20 protein-coding genes and 2 pseudogenes are annotated in these 22867 nt (G+C 43.7%); 14 read left to right on the forward strand and 8 right to left on the reverse strand.

Features of this window, described 5'->3' with window-relative positions:
- Positions 1-51 precede the first annotated feature (51 nt).
- The 6 genes and pseudogenes from phnW to GM612_RS02450 form a co-directional block, all read right to left on the reverse strand.
- A complete protein-coding gene (phnW, locus tag GM612_RS12375; protein ID WP_246147512.1) occupies positions 52-1155 on the reverse strand; it encodes a 2-aminoethylphosphonate--pyruvate transaminase in 1104 nt (367 codons plus the stop codon).
- A gap of 39 nt (positions 1156-1194) precedes the next feature.
- A pseudogene (gene phnX, locus GM612_RS12380) lies at positions 1195-1941 on the reverse strand (phosphonoacetaldehyde hydrolase); the annotation flags it as partial.
- A gap of 49 nt (positions 1942-1990) precedes the next feature.
- The gene (locus GM612_RS02435) at positions 1991-2848 is read right to left on the reverse strand and encodes a PhnE/PtxC family ABC transporter permease (RefSeq protein ID WP_155430794.1); all 858 of its coding nucleotides are present in this window, start codon (positions 2846-2848) and stop codon (positions 1991-1993) included.
- Positions 2845-3645 (reverse strand): ABC transporter permease subunit, encoded by an 801-nt coding sequence (locus tag GM612_RS02440; protein WP_155430795.1) that lies wholly within the window; start codon positions 3643-3645, stop codon positions 2845-2847. The genes GM612_RS02435 and GM612_RS02440 overlap by 4 nt, the downstream gene beginning before the upstream one ends.
- Entirely contained in the window at positions 3635-4405 is a 771-nt protein-coding gene (gene phnC / locus GM612_RS02445; RefSeq protein ID WP_155430796.1) for a phosphonate ABC transporter ATP-binding protein, read from the reverse strand. The genes GM612_RS02440 and phnC overlap by 11 nt, the downstream gene beginning before the upstream one ends.
- 23 nt (positions 4406-4428) lie before the next feature.
- Positions 4429-5454 carry a phosphate/phosphite/phosphonate ABC transporter substrate-binding protein gene (locus GM612_RS02450; protein ID WP_155430797.1) on the reverse strand — a complete coding sequence of 342 codons (1026 nt, stop codon included), beginning with the start codon at positions 5452-5454 and terminating at the stop codon, positions 4429-4431.
- Between the two features lie 225 nt (positions 5455-5679).
- On the opposite strand from GM612_RS02450, the gene GM612_RS02455 reads away from it, so the two are divergent.
- On the forward strand, positions 5680-7017 hold the full coding sequence (locus GM612_RS02455) for a dihydrolipoyl dehydrogenase family protein (protein ID WP_155430798.1): 1338 nt from the start codon (positions 5680-5682) through the stop codon (positions 7015-7017).
- A 230-nt stretch (positions 7018-7247) separates the two neighbouring features.
- Positions 7248-7835, forward strand: a complete 588-nt coding sequence (locus GM612_RS02460; protein ID WP_155430799.1) for a uracil-DNA glycosylase family protein — start codon at positions 7248-7250, stop codon at positions 7833-7835.
- Here the strand turns inward: GM612_RS02460 and GM612_RS02465 are convergent.
- On the reverse strand, positions 7832-9064 hold the full coding sequence (locus tag GM612_RS02465; RefSeq protein ID WP_155430800.1) for an MFS transporter: 1233 nt from the start codon (positions 9062-9064) through the stop codon (positions 7832-7834). The genes GM612_RS02460 and GM612_RS02465 overlap by 4 nt on opposite strands.
- A 150-nt stretch (positions 9065-9214) precedes the next feature.
- Between GM612_RS02465 and GM612_RS02470 the strand changes: the two genes are divergently transcribed.
- From GM612_RS02470 to GM612_RS02505, 8 genes and pseudogenes are all read left to right on the forward strand, one after another.
- Positions 9215-9877, forward strand: a complete 663-nt coding sequence (locus GM612_RS02470; protein WP_155430801.1) for an HAD hydrolase-like protein — start codon at positions 9215-9217, stop codon at positions 9875-9877.
- Between the two features lie 271 nt (positions 9878-10148).
- Positions 10149-10607 (forward strand): MarR family winged helix-turn-helix transcriptional regulator, encoded by a 459-nt coding sequence (locus GM612_RS02475; RefSeq protein ID WP_155430802.1) that lies wholly within the window; start codon positions 10149-10151, stop codon positions 10605-10607.
- A gap of 174 nt (positions 10608-10781) precedes the next feature.
- Positions 10782-11729: an ABC transporter ATP-binding protein gene (locus GM612_RS02480; RefSeq protein WP_425500321.1), complete on the forward strand. Its 948-nt coding sequence runs from the start codon at positions 10782-10784 to the stop codon at positions 11727-11729.
- A complete protein-coding gene (locus tag GM612_RS02485; RefSeq protein ID WP_343031776.1) occupies positions 11722-13245 on the forward strand; it encodes an ABC transporter permease/substrate-binding protein in 1524 nt (507 codons plus the stop codon). The genes GM612_RS02480 and GM612_RS02485 overlap by 8 nt, the downstream gene beginning before the upstream one ends.
- 373 nt (positions 13246-13618) lie before the next feature.
- Positions 13619-14983: pseudogene (locus tag GM612_RS02490) on the forward strand (Nramp family divalent metal transporter).
- A 90-nt stretch (positions 14984-15073) separates the two neighbouring features.
- Positions 15074-15706 (forward strand): TetR/AcrR family transcriptional regulator, encoded by a 633-nt coding sequence (locus GM612_RS02495; protein ID WP_155430803.1) that lies wholly within the window; start codon positions 15074-15076, stop codon positions 15704-15706.
- 231 nt (positions 15707-15937) lie between these two features.
- Positions 15938-16810 carry an NAD(P)H-binding protein gene (locus GM612_RS02500; protein ID WP_155430804.1) on the forward strand — a complete coding sequence of 291 codons (873 nt, stop codon included), beginning with the start codon at positions 15938-15940 and terminating at the stop codon, positions 16808-16810.
- A 201-nt stretch (positions 16811-17011) separates the two neighbouring features.
- Entirely contained in the window at positions 17012-17620 is a 609-nt protein-coding gene (locus GM612_RS02505) for a LysE/ArgO family amino acid transporter (protein WP_343031777.1), read from the forward strand.
- A 59-nt stretch (positions 17621-17679) separates the two neighbouring features.
- Here GM612_RS02505 and GM612_RS02510 read toward each other — a convergent pair whose 3' ends face one another.
- On the reverse strand, positions 17680-19566 hold the full coding sequence (locus GM612_RS02510; RefSeq protein ID WP_246147500.1) for a heavy metal translocating P-type ATPase: 1887 nt from the start codon (positions 19564-19566) through the stop codon (positions 17680-17682).
- A 122-nt stretch (positions 19567-19688) separates the two neighbouring features.
- Here GM612_RS02510 and GM612_RS02515 point away from each other — a divergent pair, with 122 nt between their 5' ends.
- The 4 genes from GM612_RS02515 (at position 19689) to GM612_RS02530 (ending at position 22850) form a co-directional block, all read left to right on the forward strand.
- On the forward strand, positions 19689-20024 hold the full coding sequence (locus GM612_RS02515; protein WP_155430805.1) for an ArsR/SmtB family transcription factor: 336 nt from the start codon (positions 19689-19691) through the stop codon (positions 20022-20024).
- 226 nt (positions 20025-20250) lie between these two features.
- Entirely contained in the window at positions 20251-20625 is a 375-nt protein-coding gene (locus GM612_RS02520) for a cupredoxin domain-containing protein (RefSeq protein ID WP_155430806.1), read from the forward strand.
- Between the two features lie 27 nt (positions 20626-20652).
- Positions 20653-20925 carry a cupredoxin domain-containing protein gene (locus GM612_RS02525; protein ID WP_155430807.1) on the forward strand — a complete coding sequence of 91 codons (273 nt, stop codon included), beginning with the start codon at positions 20653-20655 and terminating at the stop codon, positions 20923-20925.
- On the forward strand, positions 20925-22850 hold the full coding sequence (locus GM612_RS02530) for a copper-translocating P-type ATPase (protein WP_155430808.1): 1926 nt from the start codon (positions 20925-20927) through the stop codon (positions 22848-22850). Before GM612_RS02525 ends, GM612_RS02530 begins: the two co-directional genes overlap by 1 nt.
- The last annotated feature ends 17 nt before the right edge of the window (positions 22851-22867 follow it).

Consider the following 22867-nt stretch of genomic DNA (forward strand, 5'->3'; position numbering starts at 1 on the left):
CTCTGAACGATATCGTCCGGAGCTCATTTTATATCTGGCACGTGGATATTTTTAGACAGTCATTTTTAGGATGTCGGTGGTGTAATTTTTGATCAATCCTAGCAGGCGACTAATATCGTTAGGAGATACTTCGCCAATGTTTCCGATCCGAAAACTATCACATTTTGATACCTTTCCAGGGTAGATGATAAAGCCCCGGTCTTTAAGGTATTCATAGAAAGCGTGGAAATCAAAGTCATCAGTTGGATATTTGAACGAGGTGATAATTGGTGATTGAACCTCGCTATTGATGACCATTTCGAAGCCGAGGTCGTGCATACCTTCGCGTAGCAGAGCTTCATTAGTGCTATAACGGTGTGTGCGCGCACTCACGCCACCTTCCACTACCAGCTCCCGAAGTGCTTGAGCAAAGGCATAGACGACGTGAGTTGGGGAAGTAAAGCGCCACTTTCCATCATGGTCTTCAAAGGTTTTGTACTGGGCATACAGATCTAGTGATAATGAGCGCGCATTGCCCTTAGTCTGTTCTAAAGTTGCTTTCTTTGCTAATACAACACTGAAGCCTGGCACACCTTGGACACACTTATTAGAACTAGTCACAAGATAATCTACGTGGAGGCGTTCCAGATCGATCGGAATACCGCCAAAACTCGACATTGCATCAACAATCGTTACGATACCTCTTTCGTTCATGGCAGGTATTAGCTTCTCAATTGGATTTAAGATACCAGTTGTTGTTTCGCAGTGGACGACGGCAAAGTGCGAAATCTCAGGGTGAGCTGACAGCGTCTCTTCAACTGTCTCAAGGCTAACCGGCTGATCTTCTGGAATTTCTAAACTGACATGGGGAATATCGAGATATTCGGCAATCTCAATCATTCGTTCACCGTAGGCACCATTGGCAGCAATTAGTAAAGTGGCATTCTGTTTAGGAATGGCAGTCCCAAGTGTAGCTTCAACGCCAAAGCTACCACTGCCTTGCATTAAAACTGCCGTGTAGTTTGCTTCTGTCGCGTTACCGATTGTGACTAGCTCACGGCGAACCCACTGGGTAAGCTCCTTGTAGTCGTCATCCCAAGTTCCATGATCAAGTAACATTGTTTCTTTAACCGTTTTACTGGTTGTGAGTGGTCCCGGGGTTAGCAGAATTGGCATTTCGTGCTGACGGTCGTTGATTGATTCAATTAACGGGATCAAGTCAGCAATGTTGTTAATGATCTCATCCGCGCCAGCTTCCTTTAAAATGGCTGCTGCCTTAATTTGATAGCGGTCGCGATCTTGAATCTCAAGTGATTCAAACGCTGCCTGCGATAAACCGATTAAATTACCGCCTTCAACAACCCCAACTGAGATTGTCCCAGCGTTGCGTCCCTCTAAGACGTCATTAATCGTATCACCGACTTTGATGACGTGAGAAGGGTCAGTAATATTCATCTTTTTCATCGCTAATTGGAGCATGTCTGGCTGTGGTCGACCAACTTTTTGGGTCTGCTCTGAAGTGATATTGTAGCGTGGCTCATAACCCTGGTCAGCAGCCAATGGTAAGATTTGATCTAACATCGCTTGGGTATAACCTGTGGTGGTTGCTAATTGAATATGATGCGTATTCGCAAAATGAATGAGTTCAGTCATCCCGGACTTTAGCTTGGCAGTTTCACCAAGCACCTTACCAATTTCAATTTGAAATTGAGCATAGACCTTGTCAGCTGCCTGTGCTAATGGGATATCAGGGTGACTAGTTTCCCAATTTTCTGAGATTGCCGACTCCTGTAACATCTTGCGAACGTGAGTCATTTTATCTAAACCAACGTCTTGACGGATCGTGTTTTCACTCAGTTGAATGCCAAAGTGCGCAAAGGCATTCTTAAAGGCGATTATTGGTGCCCGACTGCCGTAATCAACGGTTGTACCGGCCCAGTCTAAAACAATTGCTTCAATCATAAAAAGGTGTCCTCCTGATAGTTTCGTGGTAGTTAAGTATCAAGTGCTTTTAGTGGGAATTAGTCATCATTCTTAGGCGGTATGAGATCACTTCTAGGACGATTGCGAAAGCCATGATCAAGTACACCATGACACCGACTTCGTGGAAATTAAAGTAGAAGCTGCTGGACATAAAGAGTTGATAACCAATCCCACCAGCACCTGCGGCAGCGCCAACGGCGATGGCGTCTGCAAAGTTAATTTCAAACCGGATGAAAGTCCAGCTCAGATAGCTTGGAATCAAGTAAGGAATGACTGCTTGACGGATGATAGCCCCCTTTTTAAGTCCCATTGCCTGCATCGTATCAATGATATCTGGTGAAAGTTCATCCATGCTATCTGCGTATACTTTGGTCAAATACGCAACACTGTGGAAGGTGATACCAATCACTGCTGCGTTGGCCCCTAAACCGAAGACAACGCTGTAAATCAAGACCCATAGAACAGTTGGAATGGCTCGGATTACAGCCATAAAACTTTGAATGCCTAATATTAAGGCTGTGGGCGCTAGTCGACGGGTACTGGCTAAAGCAAAGAAGAAGGCAATTACTGAGCCAATTAAGGTCGTGAGGAAGGCCAATAGAATACTTTGTCCAAGTGCAATCAGTAAGCTCATAAATGAGGTATTCGTTAGGCTAGGTTGGAGAAACATAATTTTAATGTTCTCAAGGAAGCTAACCACTGCCTCACTTAATTTGAAGTCGGTCGGCATCATTAGGGGCAAGGTACTGAGTGTAATGACACTCAGTACCATCAGTGTCAGCAGAATTGTGACCCGTCGCCGATCTCTAAAACGAAGTGGGATCGAAAAATGCGGTCCTGTAGGAGCTTGAGTAGGTAACGTAACAGGATTATCAGGTTTGATCATGCTAATAACCTCCCAACCAGATTAGAGATCAATTCGACTGTGACGACGAGTATGATCACTGACAAGACAACTAAACCAGCAGCACCGTAGCGAAGGCTTTTAAAGTAAAGGTTAAATATAAAACCAATTCCGGTACCGGTTAATAGACCAACTAAAGTTGCATCCCGTACGTTATTTTCAATCATGTACAGCACCCATGTGAGTAATGCAACCGCGACTTCTGGGAGCAAGCCCTGAAAGATAACTTGCAGATAAGTGGCGCCAGTAGCCTGCAAAGCCTGAATCTTCTCCGTGCCGAAGTCTTCAATGGTCTCCATGAAAGCCCGGGTTAAAAAACCAAGTGTCATGAAGAATAAGGCTAGAAAACCAGTTAAATCATTTTGTTTAAATGAAAATAACAGGATCATAGCCCAGGCTACGATTGGAATATTTCGCATCAAAGATGAGAAGCCACGAATGAGCCAACTTAGCGCTTTACTAACGGTTAGTGTTTTAGCACCAAGAATGGCAAGAAACAAAGAAACAACGGCAGCACATGTGGTGGAGGTTACGGCCACTAAGAAAGTCCGGTACAGTTGCTGAAGAATTTCTGACCAATAACCATTTGAGGTCGCATTTGGTACAAAATTTTTCAGTAGCCAAATCATGCCGTCTTGGACCCCAAGTAATGATTGCGTTTGAAATCCTAAGCCGAAAGAAGCTCCAACGTAAGCCATACCCAAAATCAGAATCAAAACGGTTAATCGAAAGCGTTTTTTATTAAAGAAGGTTGTCACCTGCTGAATATCAGAGTTCATACATAAGACTCCCTTCTTGATTGGCATCCTTTCTGTAAATATTAGTTACTGCGACATCTGTTAGTGCACTCGTTGCATCGTCAAAAACGACTTGACCGTTGTTGATGCCAATTACGTGATCTGCGTAGTGACGGGCAATATCCACTTGGTGGAGATTAATCAGAACTGAAATTCCTTCAGCAGTCGCCAAATTTCTCAGAATATCCATTACTGTAATGGTTGATTTGGGATCTAGTGAGGCAATCGGCTCATCACATAAAATGATTTTGGGGTGTTGCATTAATGCTCTAGCGATACCCACCCGTTGTTCTTGACCGCCGCTTAGATTGCGGCACTGTTGGTAAGCAAAGTCACGTAAGCCAACTTTTTCAAGCAACTTTAATGCTTCTTGCTTTTCGTCGGCACTATAAATTGAAAACATGCCTGCAAGATTTGATTTAGTCCCCAAGCAGCCGTGAAGGACGTTTTCAATTGCCGTCAAAGGTTCAATTAAGTTATAGTTTTGAAAGATCATTCCAATTCGAGTACGAGCACGTCGTAGTTGCGAGCGATTGAGCTGACGCATATCAGTGCTGTCAAAAAGGATTTCACCGTCATCATCCCGAATCAACTGATTGATACTTCGTAGAATAGTGGTTTTACCAGCACCGGAAGGTCCGATAATAACCGTTACTTCACCTGGCCGGACACTAAACGAAACGTCAGTCAGTGATTTCTTTTCACCATCGTAACTTTTGGCTAAGTGTTTAACTGTAAGCATGCGGATCCTCCTTTGATCTGGACTTATTCACCAAGTACCTTGTGCGTAGGTGCATACCACTTATCGGAGATCGCAATAAACTGTGTGTCGCCATTTTTGGGTAGTAAACTGTGAACTTTAGCGTCAGATGGTGCGAAGAAAGCCTTGTCATTGGCAATTTTCTTGGACGTCAATGCTTTAACAATTTTTTGAGTGTCAGCTTTACTGATCATCTTTGAATTGACGGCAATTGGTTCGTTTTGAACGGGATAAGCAGCTAAAGCAATACTTTCCTTGCCGCGAACACTGTTAAACGGTGCGGGAGCATTCGCGTTAATCTTAAAGTCGGCACCCGGCTTAGTTGAATCATTGGTAAATTTTCCATAGGAGACTAGATCCATGTCATCGAAGGCTGCTACGTCTGCGTCACCCTTCAATAGGTTAACTGCTGAGCCCTGGTGTGAACCACCAAAGAGAACTTTTGAGAAGAATTTGCCACTTTGCTGTAAATCATCTTTATTTGATAATTTAAAGGCTGTTTGAATAGCACCAGCTGGGATTGCAAAACCTGAAGTCGAAGTGTTTGAAACAAATGACATCTTCTTGCCTTTGATCTTTTGTAGACTATATTTACCGTTCACTTTGTACTGACTGGCTTTATCCTTTGGCACCATGATGTAACTATGGTATTGCGCATCTTTCAGGGTACCTGATTTACCAGAGTAGGTGACGATTGGAGTGACGGCAGCATTTTGTTTGTGGGCTTGAATGTAACTATCTGGTCCCATCAAAGCGACTTGCGCTTTGCCGGATGAAATGGCTTGAATCGCCACGTTGTAATCAGTAGTCGTTTTGACAGCGACCTTTTTACCGGTGGCCTTGTGAATCTCATTGGCTAATGCGGTTCGGGCTGGACCAGCTTCCTTAGCAGAATCTCCGGGAAGAAAGACTACGGTTAAGGCCTTGGCCTTTTGTTGGCCTCCAGTGGCGTTGGTTGAGCTACAGCCAGCAGCTGCCAAGGACAGGCCTAGGATTCCGGCCGCGAGTAAAGTCGTTTTCAAAGATTTCATGGTATATCTCTCCTAATTAATTTTTTGATACGCTTAATACTAACGATTTATTGTAAATACGAGATAAATCCTTGGTAAATGTTTATGTATTATGTGTAAAACTTCCGTAAATTAATGCTTAAAAGTAATTATTTAAGACGGGTTAAAGCTTATTATTGGCGTCTTTGATAGGGGAGTAGTATGTTTGATGGTGAGTGATAAGATTGTGAATAAGGAGGGATTGGCATGGCGTATGATTACGACACGATTATTATTGGTGGAGGGCCTGGTGGTCTAGCGGCAGCATATGCACTGAATAGGGCTCAGAAAGTTTTAGTAGTGGAAGGCAATCTTTGGGGCGGAACTTGTCCAAACTTTGGTTGTGATCCCAAAAAGATGTTATATGGTGTCATTGAAACTAAACGACAAGCTGTTCGGTATCAGAATAGCGGATTACCAGAGGCCCCAACAGTCGATTGGCCCGCTTTAATGAGATTTAAGCATAGCTATACGGATAAGATTCCAACTGGTACTGCGGCCGGATTAAAGGCGGCGGGGATTGCACAGATTCATGGTCGGGCTAGTTTTGTAGATGCGCACACATTGACCGTGGCTGGTCAGCAGGTAACGGGTGCACAGATTATCATTGCTACTGGAGCTACACCAACCATTCCTGATATTCCTGGAAAGGACGCTTTTCAAACCAGTACAGACTTTCTAGACCTACCTCATTTACCAAAGAAAATTGGTTTCGTAGGAGCTGGTTACGTGGCAATCGAATTAGCTAATATTGCTGCTGAAGCAGGCGCTGAGGTTCATATTTTTCAGCACAATAATCGACTTTTAAGGGGTTTCCCACAGGAATATACTGATAAACTAAAGAAAATTTTAACTGATAAAGGGATTACTTTCCATATGAATACAAACGTGACGGCATTAAGTACAAGCGGGGAAGATCAGGTGACTGTTAGCACTGATATCTCAGCACCGATCAATTTAAACGTTATTTACGCCGCAGCGGGTCGACGTCCAAATCTCGATGGACTTAACCTACCTGGAATTGGTGTGGATACTAAGCCACAGGGAGTCGAAGTTGATGATCATTTAAGAACTAGCGTGCCGACCATTTATGCCATTGGCGATGCAATTGCCAAAAACGTACCGAAGTTAACACCAGTCTCAGGTATTGAAGGCGGATACGTAGCTAAACAAATATTAGGTACTTCAAATGAACCTATTCGATATCCAGCCATTCCGCACACGGTTTTTGCCGGACCAGAATTAGCCCAAGTGGGAATTAGTTTGGATGCCGCAAAGCAACAACCAGAGCGTTATCGGGTGAGTGACCAAGAGATTGGCCAATGGTACACATATCATCGGATTCAAGATGACAATGCCCGCGTTACGACCATTGTTGATAAGACAAATGGTAAATTAGCTGGGGCTATTATGCTGGCAGTCAATGCTGAGGAGTTAGTGAATGATTTCAGTGAGATCATTACCCATGGTGAGTCCGCTGATGAGGCTACCAACTGGACGCCTATTTATCCGAGCGTTTCTAGTGACTTGAGTTACTTCTATTAAGATGGCGCGGATAAAAAATGAAGCAGTAATATTATTTAGTTAATAATAGGGCTGCCTGAGATGAATTGATTGCAATTCATCTCAGGCAGCCCTATTTGAATGAGCTCAGATTTAAAAGAGAGCTTAGCATTCGGTTTTTTGATTATTTAAATTCAGTGGTAGATGTAACTTCTAGTTTGTCGTGATATGATTGGAACAACATTATTAATGAAGGGGTGTACAGGAAATAAATGATTGATGCAGTCGAAAAAATTACCCAGGAAATAATGGCTGATCCGCAAAATACTGATTATACCAAACAGGGAATTGAACCACTTTATCACGTGGAGCCAGAAGCTAGAATTCTCATTATCAGTCAGGCACCTAGTCGAAAGGGACAGGCCTCAATGACCTACTGGGATGACCCCAGTGGCGACCGCCTACGCAGTTGGATGGGGATGAGTCGCGAGGAATTCTATCACTCTGGAAAACTGGGTGTCGTTCCATTGGACTTTTATTTCCCGGGAAAAGGTAAGCAGGGTGATCTGCCACCAAGAAAAGGGTTTGCGGAGAAATGGCATAAACCAGTATTGGCTTTAATGCCACACGTTTCGCTAACGCTTTTGATTGGGGCTTATGCTCAAAAATATTATCTGCAAAAGCGTCGCCAAAAAACGCTAACGGCCACGGTTGAGCATTATCAAGATTATCTGCCGGACTATTTTCCAATCGTTCATCCATCGCCCTTGAATTATGGTTGGATGCATCAACACCCCTGGTTTGAAGCTGATGTTGTGCCAGATTTGCAGAAGCGTATTCGAAACTTACTGAATGATTAGGAAATTGGGTGCAACCAACCGTGAACTAAGTGACGGTGACGGTAGAGTATCGGTAATAATAAAATAAGTGCCAAAATGCCGCAGGAGGGGAACCCCCAGAGCCCCGTTGTGACGTCCATGATCCCACCGACAAAGACGCTACCAATCGGTGTTGTTCCTTGGTTCAGGAGCACGTACACGCTCATTACCCGTCCACGCAATCCGTTTGGAATTGAAAATTGAAACGAGGCGTTGGACTGATTCAGGAAAATCATATTGCAAAAACCGATAGCAACCATCATCACCATCGCGAGCTGGTAATTCTGGACAAACAGCATTAAAGCTTGAAGACTGGCTGTTCCTAGTGCAACGCCTAAATAGATGTTTCTTTGAAGCCCAAATCGGGATAAATAGCTCATTAAAAAGGCCGCTATTAGTGAGCCAACACCAGTTGCTGATAATAAGCTAGCGTAAGTTTGTGCGCCGGAGTGTAAGACCGTTTTGGCAAAGATTGGAATGATGACATTGTTATTAAAATTGAGCGTGCAAACGATAATCATCAATTCGGCACTCATACGGACATTTGGGTGTTGCCAGACGTAGGCTAACCCCTCTTTAACATCCTGCCAGATGTGCTGGCGTTTAGAGGATATGATGACAGGCTTTTGCTTAATTAAAAAGAGGCCCAGTAGGACAGCTAAATAGCTGATTGCATCTACCAAAAAGCAAAACCCTAGGCTAAATTGAACCATTAAGATACCAGCAAGTGAAGGACCAGCAATTTTAGCGAGGTTGAAGATGGTGGAGTTTAAAGAAATTCCATTCATGAGGTCCTTTTGGCCAACTAGTTCAACCACATAGGATTGTCGAGTAGGCGTATCAAAGCTTTGCAGAATACCGTAACCTATAGCAATGAGCAACACTTGCCAGTATTGTACGATTTTTGTGTAGACGATGATGGTCATGACGACCCCTAAAATAAGGAAGCCGCCTTGTGTTAGCAATAGGATGCGCCGTTTAGGGTGACGATCAATTACTGTGCCAGCGACCAGTGTTAAAAATAAGATCGGCACAAATTGGCAGGCAGAAAGGACGCCTACTAGAAAAGCGGAGCCGGTCATTTGATAAACTAGCCAAGTCTGTGCAGTTCGTTGGACCCAAGTTCCCATGACCGAAATGACTTGTCCAAACCAAAAATAACGAAAATTTTTATTTTGAAGTGACGAGAAGATGTTTTTAAAGACGCTCAATGAAAACCGCCAGCCTTCCAGTGTAAGTTGTTGAATAGTTAATAGGCTACACTATCCCTCAATAATGTCAATATTGTTTAATAGTTTGCTTGTGTCTGTTGTGCAATTAGAGTAGTCTATAGACTTAATCTTCTAGAATGGAGTTTTACAATGAATAAGCAAGTCTTCTTTGATTTCGATGGTACCTTGGCGGATTCAGAGCGGGGGATCATTATTTCAATCAAAGAAATGGTTAAAAAATTAGGCTTACCACAACTAAGTGATGCTGAATATCGAACCTTCATTGGCCCCGCAATGACAGCTAATCTAAAACGGGCCTATCCTGATTTGTCTGAGGCTAAAGTGGCCCAAGGCGTTGCTGAGTATCATCGTAGCTATGCTCAAGATGGGTATGCTGAACTCGATATTTATCCCGGGATTCAAAGTGCATTGGAGCAGCTTAAAGCTGAGGGCTTTCGACTAAACATTGCTTCAGCCAAACCGGTTGATGTGCTGCCGCAGATTCTAGACCGTTTCCACTTAACCAATTATTTTGATGGTGTTTATGGGGCAACTACTGATGAAAAAATGCGCAGTCGAAAAGCTGATATCTTAGCTTATGGAATAGCACAAAGTGGTGCTGATCCTAAGCGGAGTGTGATGGTTGGTGATCGCTATACGGATATCAATGGCGGAGCCGAAAACAACGTTCGAACAATTGGCGTAAGTTATGGATTTGGCGATGCTGCGGAGTTACGTGCTTCAAATGCAAGTGCAATTGTGGCTAAACCGCAAGAAATCCCTGGTGCTGTAGATTTACTATTGAATTCATGACGTTCGGGTAAATGGCTAGGACATTAAATAATACGTTTGGAAACCCCCTTTAAGATTCAGAGGTGCTTTCTGAACGTATTTTTTGTGTTTCTCGTCTTAACTCAAGAAAACATAGCTGTATTTTAATTTTAAATGATAGCTAAAGGGTTTAGTTAAATGCCATTTGTTTTTAGAAATTCAATAAAGTAAATTCTAATGGTTGACATGGGTAGTTTCATACGATATGATTTAGTCCGAAATCAGACAGTCCATTATTTTACGAGGTGGTCTAATGAAACGAGATGATATCCACAGGTATACCGAGGAATACCGAAAGCTCCGTGACGCTCAGTTTTCGGTATTTACGATGTATGCAAAGGAACACGATTTAACAACCAAGGAGTTATTTGTCCTTTATATCCTTTGGTTTTCACCAAATGGGCGTCAACAATCGCAAATTAGGGAACGGCTTTCGGCGACCAAACAGACGATTAGTTCAATTATTAAAAAGTTACGTCATGAAGGACTTGCTGAAATAACTGAATCTCAAGCTGATCATCGGCAAAAACTGGTCAGATTAACACCGGAGGGAAGTCGATTTACTAAGCCAATCATCGTCCCTGCAGCTGAGGCTGAAATTGAAGCTATGGCAGAACTATCAGAAAAAGATGTCATGGAATTAGTTAGAATAACGAGCCTCTTTTCAAACAATTTAAAGAAGCAGTTTCACGCAGTTAATAAGAAGCGTTAATAGACACACATCTATGGCCAAGAGTAGGGGGCCGTTGATGCCCATGAGTATAGAGTATGGTCATGATCTTTATTACGAGCAAACTATATTTTAAACAATTTGATTGCAGACAAGATTTAGAATAGTAGAATTAAAATTGTTGAGCGAATTGAAAGTGTCACCGAGGTGAAATTAGTGATTGAATTAAATAATTTAAGTAAAGAATATGACGGCCAGTATGCACTGGATAATATGAATCTGACCGTTAATGACGGGGAATTATTCGTGCTCGTTGGGCCTTCTGGAAGTGGCAAAACGACCATTTTGAAGAGTATTAACCGGCTGATCATACCTAGTTCGGGGACGGTTAAAATTGATGGCGAAGATGTCTCAAAGGTTGATTTACAGCAGTTGCGACGGCGAATCGGTTACGTTTTGCAGACTGGCGCGCTATTTCCCAATATGACGATTGCTGAAAATGCAAGTGTTCAACTTGATAATCTAGGTTGGCCAGCTGATAAGAAGCAAGCCCGAATTGCCGAATTAATGAATCAAGTGGGACTAGATCCGGATCATTTTTTGAGCCGAATGCCAAGTGAACTTTCTGGTGGTGAATCTCAGCGAGTTGGAATTGTTCGGGCACTAGCTAGCAAACCCCGACTGGTTTTGATGGATGAACCATTCAGTGCCCTTGACCCAGTTTCAAGACGCCAACTGCAGCAGATCGTTATCGATCTTCATCAAAATATGGATACCACTATTGTCTTCGTGACTCATGATATGCAAGAAGCGCTTCGTTTAGCTGATCGAGTGGCCGTAATTTATGAAGGCAAGCTGCAGCAAGTTGGCACGCCTGAACAAATTTTAACGGAGCCAGCTAATGCATTTGTCAGCAACTTCTTTGCCGATGAACAGCAGACCAATCAGCTTTTGGGGCAGGTGCTAGCTTCAGGCTTTGGTCGTCACATCACCGATGCAGATACCGGGCCTAAGCTAGTTAAAGGACAGAGCATCTTCGAGTGGGCGACTGCTTTAAAGAAATCGCAAACGGATCAGATTATTGTGGATGACACCGTTTTGACGGATCATGATTTAATCGATTACGTGGCATCATTGGAAACGGAGGGTGACGACCATCAATAGCTTGATCTCCTACATTCAAAAGAATAGTCATGACCTGTTACAGGCACTGTGGCAACACATTTCGATTTCTCTGATTGCGATGGTCATTACGATTCTCATTGCGATTCCGTTAGCCATTGCGCTCATTAATCATCGTCGGCTGGGCGAACTGTTTCTGCAAATTACGGGTATCATTCAAACGATTCCAAGTCTGGCAGTTCTTGGGATTCTAATTCCGATTGTGGGGATTGGAACCGTGCCTGCTATTATTGCTTTAGTGTTATACGCAATCATGCCGGTCTTTCAAAATACCTACGCGGGACTTACCCACATTGACCCCGTGCTGCTTGAAGCCGCTGATGCACTGGGTGTTACACCCCGTTTCAAACTGTTTCGGGTTGAATTACCGTTAGCAATGCCAATGATTCTTTCGGGGATTCGTATCGCTACTGTGTTAGTGATTGGGACTGCAACGTTAGCTGCACTGATTGGTGGCGGTGGTCTTGGGACTTTCATTTTACTTGGAATTCAAACCAATAATAATACGGCGTTATTAGTAGGTGCAATATTGTCCGCTATCCTAGCACTGTTAGCTAACTGGCTAATTGAGTTGCTCTCAAAGGTTCCTTTGAAGCGACTCGGAATTGGGGTTTTAGTGCTCGCTGTTTTGGGCTTTGGCGGTGCTGGCGTCCACGCACTTCTTACCCCTAAGACTGAAAACGTGACGATTGCTGGTAAACTTGGTGGTGAGCCAGAAATTTTGATCAACATGTATAAGGACCTGATTGAACAGGATAATTCAAAGGTTAAAGTGACCTTGAAACCTAATTTTGGCGGTACTAGTTTTCTGTTCAAAGGTTTGCAAAGCGATAAAATTGATATTTATCCGGAGTTTACGGGAACGGTTTTACAGTCATTGGTGAAAACGAAAACCGGTATTAGCCGCAATCCTAAAGTTGCTTACAAAGACGCCAAAACGCTGCTTAGACGGCAATTTAAGATGACTTATCTAAAACCAATGGCTTATCAAAATAACTACGCAGTCGTTGTTCGTCGGTCAACAGCTAATCAATATCATTTAAGGACGATTTCAGACTTAACTAAAGTTTCGAGCCGTTTTGCCGGGGCGTTTGATCCTGACTTTTACCAGGAATCTAACGGGTATCCTGGGTTACAGAAGACATACGGACTCCGACTAAAATCGGCGCGAACAATGGAACCTTCATTGCGGTATGAGGCCTTAGCCAACGGCCGGGTCAACGTTACTGATGGCTATACAACTGATCCGCAAATCAAGGAGTACCATTTGGTTGCTCTAAAGGATAACAAATCTTTCTTTGCAATTTATCAGGGGGCACCTTTAATGAAGACCAGTTTTGCAAAAGCCCATCCGGACGTTGTCAAACGGCTGGATAAGCTAAGCGATAAAATTTCAAATGCTGATATGCAAAATATGAATTACCAAGTCACGGTTAAGCATCGGAAAGCATCAGTAATTGCCAGAAATTATTTGAAAGCTCACCACTATTTAAAGTGACGTGTAAAACAAGGCATTTTTAAAGTAAAATTGGAAGCGCGGTAAACTGTTAAATACAGGTTTGCTGCGCTTTGTTACATATTTAGGAATATCCAAATTATTACTTCGTAGTAGGTTTAAGAAAAAAGGAATAAAGCCTTACTTAATGCGCTTACATGGCGAAGTTTTGCTTGTAATTAATCCTAAAGGGTGTATTATATGGTTTGGAAATTGAGCGGGCGCTCAGTTTAAAAGATAATTTAATTGCTTTGAATGTTTGGATCGAAGAAAGCATAACTTGATATGAAATTAAACCAGATGTTTTATCTTATATCAAATCACGCATTTCAATGACCGACCGAATTTCTAAGTCAATAGAAAAGAGGTTTCACTAATGAAAAAAGCAGATACAGAAAAGCATTCACACTTCGTTGAAACTACGAGTGCCGATGGCAAGAGCCTAGACGAAGTTAACGGGAGCGTTCAGGTTCCCAAGAACGCCGGATTCTTCAAGACGTTAATAGCCTATACAGGGCCAGGAATCCTGATTGCTGTTGGGTATATGGACCCAGGAAACTGGATCACTTCGATTGCCGGTGGTGCACAATTTAAGTATAAATTACTGACGGTGATCTTAATTTCCAGTTTAATTGCGATGTTGCTGCAAGCAATGTCTGCTAAGCTTGGAATTGTTACTGGTAAGGATTTAGCACAATTGACCCGTGAACGAACCAACAAGGCTGTTGGAATCATCTTATGGGTAATTGCTTAACTTGCCATTATGGCGACTGACATTGCCGAGATTATTGGGTCTGGGATCGCGTTGAAGCTGCTGTTCAAGATTCCGTTAATTGTCGGAATTTTGATTACCGCTGCTGACGTTTTGATCCTGTTGTTATTAATGAGGCTTGGCTTCAGAAAAATCGAAGCCATTGTTGCTACTCTGGTCACCGTGATCTTGCTAGTTTTTGCTTATGAAGTTGCACTGTCAAATCCCAGCATTGCGGGTATCTTGGGTGGCTATATACCATCCTCTGACGTAATCACTAACCACTCGATGCTATACCTATCATTGGGAATCGTTGGTGCGACCGTCATGCCTCATGATTTGTATTTAGGCTCATCAATCTCACAAACACGTCAGCTGGATCGTTCTGATCGAAATGATATTGCCAAGGCGATTCGGTTTTCAACGATTGATTCGAACCTCCAACTGTTCATTGCGTTCATTGTCAACAGTCTACTGCTGATCTTGGGTGCGGCACTGTTCTTTGGTACGAACAGCACACTAGGGCGTTTCGTAGATTTGTTCAATGCTTTGAGTAATCCACAGATTGTTGGTGCCATTGCTAGTCCGATGTTAAGTATGTTATTTGCGATTGCGCTGTTATCCTCAGGTCAAAGTTCAACGATCACCGGAACCTTGGCTGGCCAAATTATCATGGAGGGTTTCATTCGCTTGCGCATTCCGCTTTGGGCACAACGATTGATCACACGTCTTCTCTCAGTTACACCGGTACTGATCTTTGCAATTTACTACCATGGAAATGAAGCAAAGATCGAGGATCTGTTGACCATTTCCCAAGTCTTCTTGAGTATTGCCCTGCCGTTTGCGGTGGTTCCACTGGTTTTGTTTACCAGCAACAAGAAGCTGATGGGTGAATTTGTTAACCATGCATGGGTGAAGTACACAGCATGGGTCGTCACAATCGTACTGGTTGTTTTGAATCTGTACCTGATCGCACAGACTTTGATGTAAATGATTTAGTGCTTTAGGGTCAGTCTTCTAATTAGAGGGAAGCGGCCCTTTTTCATAGGGACCAACAGGACAACAAAATGGGGTGGAATCATGAGTAAGCGAGAAGTAAAAAGTGACCAACAAAGAGAAAAAATAATTACAATTTCCCGGGAAATGTTTGCCGAGCATGGATATGAAGCAACGACGACCCGGATGATTAATCAAGCTGCCGGTATTTCTGAAGGTTCTCTGTACTACTACTTTCCACATGGTAAACATGAGATCCTAGATACGATTGTTTATCAAGGGATCGTGAATAGAATGAGTCAAGTTAAGATGTCATTTTCTGAATGCATGTCAATAACGGATGTTGAAGAACGTTTAATGGCTATCTTTCAAGCTATTTGGCGTATTTTTCAAGACGATGAAAACTACCAGTCCTTTATGATTACGATTCATGAAAGAATGTTACTTTCAGATAACCAAGCTAATTGGTTACTGAAAGTGCTTGATAGTCTCGTAGTGGAAATTGCCGTTAAACTTAAGCAAGCAGAGCCACTACGAAAAATGAGTGATGAACAGCGTCAGGCTACGGCTCAGGTTATCATCTCGATTTTTCAAAAGGTCATTTATGATGAGTTGTTAATCAAGAACACGCGCAAGCTTTCTGCAAAGATGAAGGCGTCGATTTTACCTCAACTACAAATCGTTTTGAATGTTAATGATTTGCAAAAGACTGAGTAACCAGCGATTTACCGTAAAAATCTCATTAATCATAAGCCGATAATCTAGAAACTGTATTTCCTCAAAAATGGCGGGAATGGTTTCTAGATTTTTTCTTATTTCTGAACTTTTGCGACGAAGTGCGATCTGATCTAATTTCGATATTAAAAAAACCATAATTCTTTTTTTGATGCGACAACGATATTAAAATAAAACTAATCGTGTTGAAAATTCACGAAAGGAAGTTTTGAAATGAAATATACAGTCACTGGAGCTACTGGTCATTTAGGCCAGCGTGTTATACAAGATTTAATTCAACGAGTGGATGCTAACTCAGTGACAGCAGCTGTCCACACACCTTCTAAAGCTGCCGCATTATCCACCGCGGGTGTGAACGTGGCAGCCATTGATTATCTTAATATTGACAGCATGACAGCGGCATTCAAGGGCAGTGACGTTGTGGTTTATATTCCAAGCAAGACCTACGACGTTCTACAGCGCATTACCGAGTTTGAGCATGCTATTAGTGCGTTGAAAGCAGCCAGTATTCCAAGCGTTATTTTTGTGAGTTTTTTTGCTGATCAAGTCAATAACCCGTTTACAATGTCACCTTACTATGCGTATGCGCCAAGAAGGCTGGCCACCAGTGGGCTGCGTTACGCAGTCGTGCGAAATTCACTGTATGCCGATCCTTTGGTACCCTACTTACCCGAATTGATCAAACGTCAGCACCTAATTTACCCTGTCAATGATCAGGCAATGTCCTTTATCACGCTGGACGATAGCGCCCTCGCCATTACCGACTTAGTTCTAACCCCAACGTTTCGTGATGCTGGCCAGCTGTATACGCTGACCCAAGATCATAGTCTGACGATGCCTGAACTTGGTCGGATCATGACTGGGGTGACGGGACATCAAATTGGTTACGATCCAGTATCAAGTGAGGAGTTTGGCCGTATTTACGCTGGTGAAGGGGACGGGACTGAATTAGCCAGCATGTATCGTGCGGGTGCACTTGGCCTGTTTGATGTTGTGACGCCAGATTTTAGACGGATTACTGGTCAGGCACCAGAGGGCATGAAGGCTTTTCTTTCTCGCAATTACTCAGACAATCTTGGAAACTGAAATGAAGGTGTTAAGTCGCTTGACTTTTCGCCTGACTTCCCGTAATCTATCTGAAGGAATTTAAATTGCTAATAGCTTGGTCATCATCGGGTGACCTCGATAGGCATCTACTCATAGTCGTAGATACAACGTCAATTTGGCGTTGAAGACTAGGAGCAGGTGCCTTTTTTTGTGATAAAAGGAGGACCTACTTTGACAGCCGTGATTTTAAAGGGAATGCTGATCAGTTTTGCCTTGGTTTCATCCATTGGCATGCAAAATCTATTTATCTTCAACAGTGCTATGAGCAATCGGCTTCGACGGGCTTTCTTGATCGCCGTCTTTGTTTGGTTGGCGGATGCGACTCTGACTGCTATTGCGTTTCTTGGTATGGGTGCGCTTGTTAGCCACTACCTCTGGTTAAGACTTGGAATCATGTTGATTGGTGGTTTGATCGTTGTTTGGATGGGCTTTGGTATTTTACGTTCCGCTAGCCAAATCGAGTTAGGTAAAAATGATTCACAAATGCCACTGAAAGAAGCCTTTGCGAGTGCTTGGATCGTTGCGTTTGCAAATCCTCAAGCCATTATTGACACCAGCGTGACACTGGGTGCCTTGCGCGGGACGTTGACTAACGCGCAAGCATTGCCATTTCTGTTTGGGATTGTTTCTGCCACCGCCATTTGGTTTTTGGTGATCACCTTGATCGTTGGTGCGTTAAAGAACCGATTACCCAGACGTGTTTTGATGTGGGTCAATATCATTTCGGGAATCGTTGTGATGAGTTATGGTGTTATTTTGATTTTTAATGCGCTTAAACTCATTTTTTAGGACAAAATAGCCTTGATTCAAGCTCGATTTAAAATCGGTCCTGAATCAAGGCTGTTTTACTATTCCCTCTGGAGTCGCAACGCGTTGATGATGGCAATTAGTGTCACCCCAACATCGGCGAAGACGGCTTCCCACATGCCGACGATGCCAAATGCGCCAAGGCTGAGGAAGAGAATTTTAATCACTAGTGCAAAAATAATGTTTTCCCAGACGATTCGTTTCGTATGCTTTGCAATCGCCATTAATTTGGCAATTTTGGAAGGCTGATCGTTCATGATCACAATGTCAGCAGCTTCAATTGCCGCATCGGCGCCTAAGCCACCCATGGCAATCCCAACGTCGGCCCGTGCTAAAACGGGTGTATCATTGATACCGTCACCAACAAAAGCCACTCGATGGTGGGCTTGGTGAGCGTTGTCGGTGAGACGATCGACTTCGGTCACCTTTTGTTCGGGCAACAGCTCTGCAGCGATGTGACTCATACCCAGTTGTTGACCGATCGTATTGGCCGTTTGCTGATTATCACCCGTTAACAGGACGGTTTGGTGAACACCATGCTGTTGCAAAGCATTGATTGCTGCTTTGGCGTCTGGCTTGGGCTGGTCAGCGACTTGAATTCGACCTGCAAGTTGGCCGTCAATTGCAACAAACACCGTCGTGCAGGTTGGCTGGCTATTTGGAACTTTGATGTCACCTGCTTGCATTGCCTTGACGTTGCCCGCAATCACTGAATGGCCGTCTACATGACCGCTGATGCCATGACCAGCAGTCTCGTGCAGCTCATCCAAACGGTATTTGGACAAATCACCCTGATACGCTTCAACGATTGAACGTGCAATCGGGTGTATTGACTGGCTCTCAACAGCGGCTGCCAGACCCAGTAATTCATCCTGATGCCATGGCTGGAGCGGTAATACGTCAGTCACGCTAAAGTGGCCCTGAGTCAGGGTACCCGTTTTATCAAATGCAATTGTGCTGACCTGATTCATCGCCTCTAAGAAATTACTTCCCTTGACCAGAATCCCGTGACGAGAGGCTGCTCCAATGCCGCCGAAGAAGCTAAGTGGTACTGAGATGACCAGTGCACAGGGACAACTGATTACTAGAAATACGAGTGCGCGGTTGATCCAGGTGGCCCAGCTACCGACCAGCAAAGGCGGGACAACAGCAAGCAAAACAGCCAGGCCGACCACGACCGGCGTGTACACCTTTGCAAACCGCTTAATAAACTTCTCCGTCGTAGTTTTCTTCTGGCTGGCATTTTGAACAAGGTCCAAAATGCGGGCAATGGTAGAATCTCGGTAAGGCTTTGTCACTCGTACGTCAATCACGCCGGTTAAATTAATTGCGCCACTGAGCACCTGGTCGCCAACCTGAACGTCTCGGGGCAACGATTCGCCGGTCAGTGCAGACGTATCAAGACTTGTATTGCCCTGAATCAGTTCCCCATCAAGGGCGACACGTTCTCCCGGCTTGATCCGCATTAATTGTCCAGGTTGGACGTTTTCTGGTTTCATAGCGCGTTCACCATTAGCGGTAACGATAGTGGCAATTGTTGCTTTAACCTTCAATAAAGCAGAGATCGACTGTTTGGACTGATTGACTGCCACGTCCTCAAATAAGTCACCAATTTGGTAAAATAGCATGACGGCGATAGCTTCTGGATAATCACTGAGCAATAAGGCGCCAACGGTAGCTACCGTCATCAGAAAATGTTCGTCAAGCACCTCACCGTGGACGATATTTTTAATCGATTGCCAGATCACTGGATAGCCAATAATTAAAAATGCAGTTAAATATAGTAGAATTGTTAGCTCTGAAACTGGTAAAAAGAGCGCAATTAATAATATAATGGTTGAGCTGGCAATCATCAGCAAGTCACTTTTATGGTTAAAGATGGCTGCCAACGTATTACCAGTACGCCTTGGGACAGAGAGTGTTTTCAAATGATCACCTCACTTATATTTACATATGAACATATCTCAATGTGTATTGTAACGTCTCTAGCGTTAAAATGCAACCGGAACCAAGCCCGTTATTCAGGCAAATATGGAGGTAACAGAAATTTATGGAAGACCCTAAACATCTAGAAATCGTTAGTCATCTTAAGGAACACTTGCCCGTGTCATCAGAACTGGAGAACGTGGTCGCACTTTTTAAAGCGCTTGGCGATGTGACGAGGGTTCGGATCATTTTGGCGCTGGCCCAGTCCACGTTGAGCGTCACAGAACTTACACAGGTTCTTGATTTAAACCAGTCAACTGTTTCTCACCAATTGAGCTTGCTTAAGCAGCGCAATCTAGTACGGGGGACTCGGAATGGTAAAAACGTGCATTATGAACTATCTGACCGACACATTATGACGATTGTTGACCAGGTAAAAGCTCACGTGACAGAGCATTGAGTGTTTGAAGTGGGGTTACCGAGGTAAAAACTTGTCTGTAAATAACGCCAGTCCCAGATAGACGTGCTGTTTTGCCGTCTTTGTGATTGCAATATTGTCATATTAGCTACAAGATGCAATTTCTGCATTTTGTAGCTTTTTGTTGTTGACATTTGTAAACGGTGGGACTATCATACAGTTAAGGTTTACAGATGTAAACAATAAAACGAGTTGAAAGGGGATCCGAATGATGATCAAGATCATTGTTTTAATCGTTGGATTAACACTGATTGGTTTTATTTCTTGGTGGTTCTTTGGCAAGCATGCTGTTGCAACCGAGACCGCCAATGTTGAAAATAACGTTCAAAAAGTTGACGTTGAAGTTAACGGTGGCTACTCACCTGAAACGGTGGTGTTGAAACAAGGGGTCCCAGCTATTTTGAACTTTACCCGACAAGATCCGTCTAGCTGTTTGGATCGCGTTGTTTTCCCAGAATTTGGTATTAACCGTGAATTACCGAAGGGCCAGCTCGAACCTATTAAGATCGATACCAGTAAAGCTGGCGAATATCAATGGGCTTGTGGCATGGATATGTTTCACGGCAAGCTGATCATTAAATAATTGAAGAACGTCTAGGAGGCCTTGATGATGAGTGAAAAAGTACAAAATGTAAACGTTGAAGTTGCTGGTGGTTATCAGCCAAGTGTTGTGAACTTAAAAAAGGGTGTACCGGCAACCATCAGTTACACTAGAACGAGTGATCAGGGCTGTTTGGATGTCGTCCACTCCAGGGAATTGAACTTTGAAGAAGCACTCCCCTTAAACGAGACGAAGACGGTTCAGATCAATACTGATCAAGCAGGTGAGTTTGGCTTCAGTTGCGGCATGGACATGTTTCATGGGAAAGTGGTGATTCAGTAATGTCAATTACATCCCGTTTTTGGATTTCATTGGTGCTTTCACTACCAATGTTAGCTGAGATGATCTTAAAGCCGTTTGGCTGGATGCTGCCTGGTGGCGAGTGGACCATGCTGGTATTGACAACGATCATCATGGCGGTTTCAGCAGGTCCGTTTTTGCAAAGTGCTTGGGCGTCGTTTAAAAAGCACCACTCTAACATGGATACCTTGGTTGCGATTGGCACGGCTACTGCGTATTTTTACAGCATTTATGCCATGATCACCGGACAAGCAGTTTTCTTTGAAAGTGCGGCTTTCGTGACGACGTTTGTACTCCTAGGGCAAGTGTTCGAGGAGCGGATGCGTCATAACGCTTCTAGCGCAGTGGAGAAGCTAGTTAATTTACAAGCTAAGGAAGCAGAAGTGCTTCGGGATGGTAAATTCATTAAGATTCCGCTGGATCAAGTTGTTGTTGGCGATGAGATTCGGGTCAAGCCCGGCGAAAAGATTGCAGTTGACGGTCTGATCACTAGCGGCAGTTCTTCAATCGATGAATCAATGGTCACTGGTGAGAGTATGCCCGTTGAAAAGAAGCGGGGCGATCACGTGATTGGTTCAACAATCAACAGTAATGGTTCGTTTACGTTTAAAGCTGAAAAGGTTGGCAATGACACGATGCTTTCTCAAATTGTTGAGCTGGTAAAAAGGGCGCAGACCAGTCACGCCCCCATTCAAAAGCTAACTGATAAAGTTTCCGACATCTTTGTGCCGATCGTTTTAATCATCGCTATTTTAACCTTCCTCGTCTGGTATGTATTTATCGGTGCCAGCGTTGCCAACTCACTGATTTTTGCCGTCTCCGTTGTCGTTATCGCCTGCCCTTGTGCACTCGGTTTGGCAACCCCCACGGCCTTAATGGTGGGAACTGGTCGTTCGGCTAAGATGGGTATCTTGATCAAGAATGGTGAAGTTCTTGAAGAAGTTAATGACATCAACACGGTGGTCTTTGATAAGACTGGGACAATTACCGTTGGTAAGCCGGAAGTTACTGACGTTACTGGTGACGAAAAACGGGTTCTATCAATTGCCGCTAGTCTCGAAGGTGCTTCCGAACATCCGTTGGCTGCAGCTATTTTGGCCAAAGCTAAGGCTGATAAACTGGATGTACCAAGTTCTTTTGATTTCAAAGCCATCGAAGGTAAGGGTGTCCGGGCCACAGTTGATGGTCAGACAGCGTTTGTTGGCAACGGCAAACTGCTGGCAGACTTTGATATCTCGGCTGATATGAAACAACAGATGGCTCGCTTACAAGACGAAGCTAAAACGGTTGTCTTTGTTGGCTTAGGAGATCGGGTCATCGGTTTGATTGCAATTCAGGATGCTCCCAAATCAACGTCTAAGGAAGCGATTGCTGCTTTGAAGGCCCGTGGCTTGAAGACCATCATGTTAACTGGTGATAACGAACGTGTTGCACGAGCGATTGCTAATGATGTTGGGATCGATCAAGTTATCGCAGATGTGTTACCTGGTGATAAGGCCGACCGTGTGAAGGAATTGCAAGCTAATGGTAAAGTTGCATTCGTGGGTGACGGTATCAATGATGCACCGGCCCTGACGGTTGCTGATGTCGGGATCGCTATGGGTTCCGGTACCGATATTGCGATTGAATCTGGCGGCATTGTTCTGGTTAAGAACGATCTGCGAGACGTTGACCGAGCGCTTGCGTTGAGTCGGAAGACCTTCAACCGAATCAAATTAAATTTGTTCTGGGCCTTTGTCTACAATGTTTTAGGAATTCCAATTGCTGCTGGTGTTTTCTTCGCAATTGGCTTGACCCTGAGTCCTGAGCTGGCTGGTCTAGCAATGGCATTTAGTTCATTGTCAGTGGTGACAAGCTCCGTTCTGTTGAACAAGGCCAAGATATCTACCAATGTTGCTATGGCTTAGGATGGTCAATTACAAAA

The sequence above is a fragment of the Secundilactobacillus folii genome (genome assembly GCF_009720675.1).
GTDB classification, from domain to species: Bacteria; Bacillota; Bacilli; order Lactobacillales; family Lactobacillaceae; genus Secundilactobacillus; species Secundilactobacillus folii.